The sequence below is a fragment of the Aeromicrobium phragmitis genome (genome assembly GCF_003674095.1).
GTDB classification, from domain to species: domain Bacteria; phylum Actinomycetota; class Actinomycetes; order Propionibacteriales; family Nocardioidaceae; genus Aeromicrobium; species Aeromicrobium phragmitis.
This window is the reverse complement of sequence record NZ_RDBF01000212.1, coordinates 1-343: the sequence shown is the minus strand read 5'-3', so window position 1 is coordinate 343 and position 343 is coordinate 1. Positions and strand designations below refer to the sequence as shown.

At 62.7% G+C, this 343-nt stretch carries 1 protein-coding gene; it reads right to left on the bottom strand.

What is annotated here, in order from left to right; translation table 11 throughout:
• Window positions 1–78: 78 nt before the first annotated feature.
• Window positions 79–343: transposase (locus D9V41_RS17015; protein ID WP_166376121.1), on the bottom strand; the 265-nt coding region annotated here is incomplete at its 5' end.

Genomic DNA, 343 nt, shown 5'->3' with positions numbered 1-343 from the left:
AGGTCTTGAGTTTGTGATGGTGCCGCACAACGCCCAGAGGTTGTCGCCTGAGGTCGGGCCGTCGGGGAGTGGACGTTCCTATAGTGCGTCAAGTGCTTTGAGGTCGGCTTTGAGTGCTCCGTGGAGTTCTCGGGCGATGAGTCGTTTCATCGCTCTGATGGCGTCCTTTTTGGACAGGCCTTCGCTGAGGCGGCGCTCGAGGTAGTCGATCGCGGGTTGGTGGTTCTTGAGCCGGCCGACGGCGATCATGTGGATGGTTTTGTTGGCTTGCCGGTCGCCGCCGCGGTGCAGTCGCATCCGGCGGGTTTGGCCCGATGAGGCGGGGATGGGTGCGACACCGGTG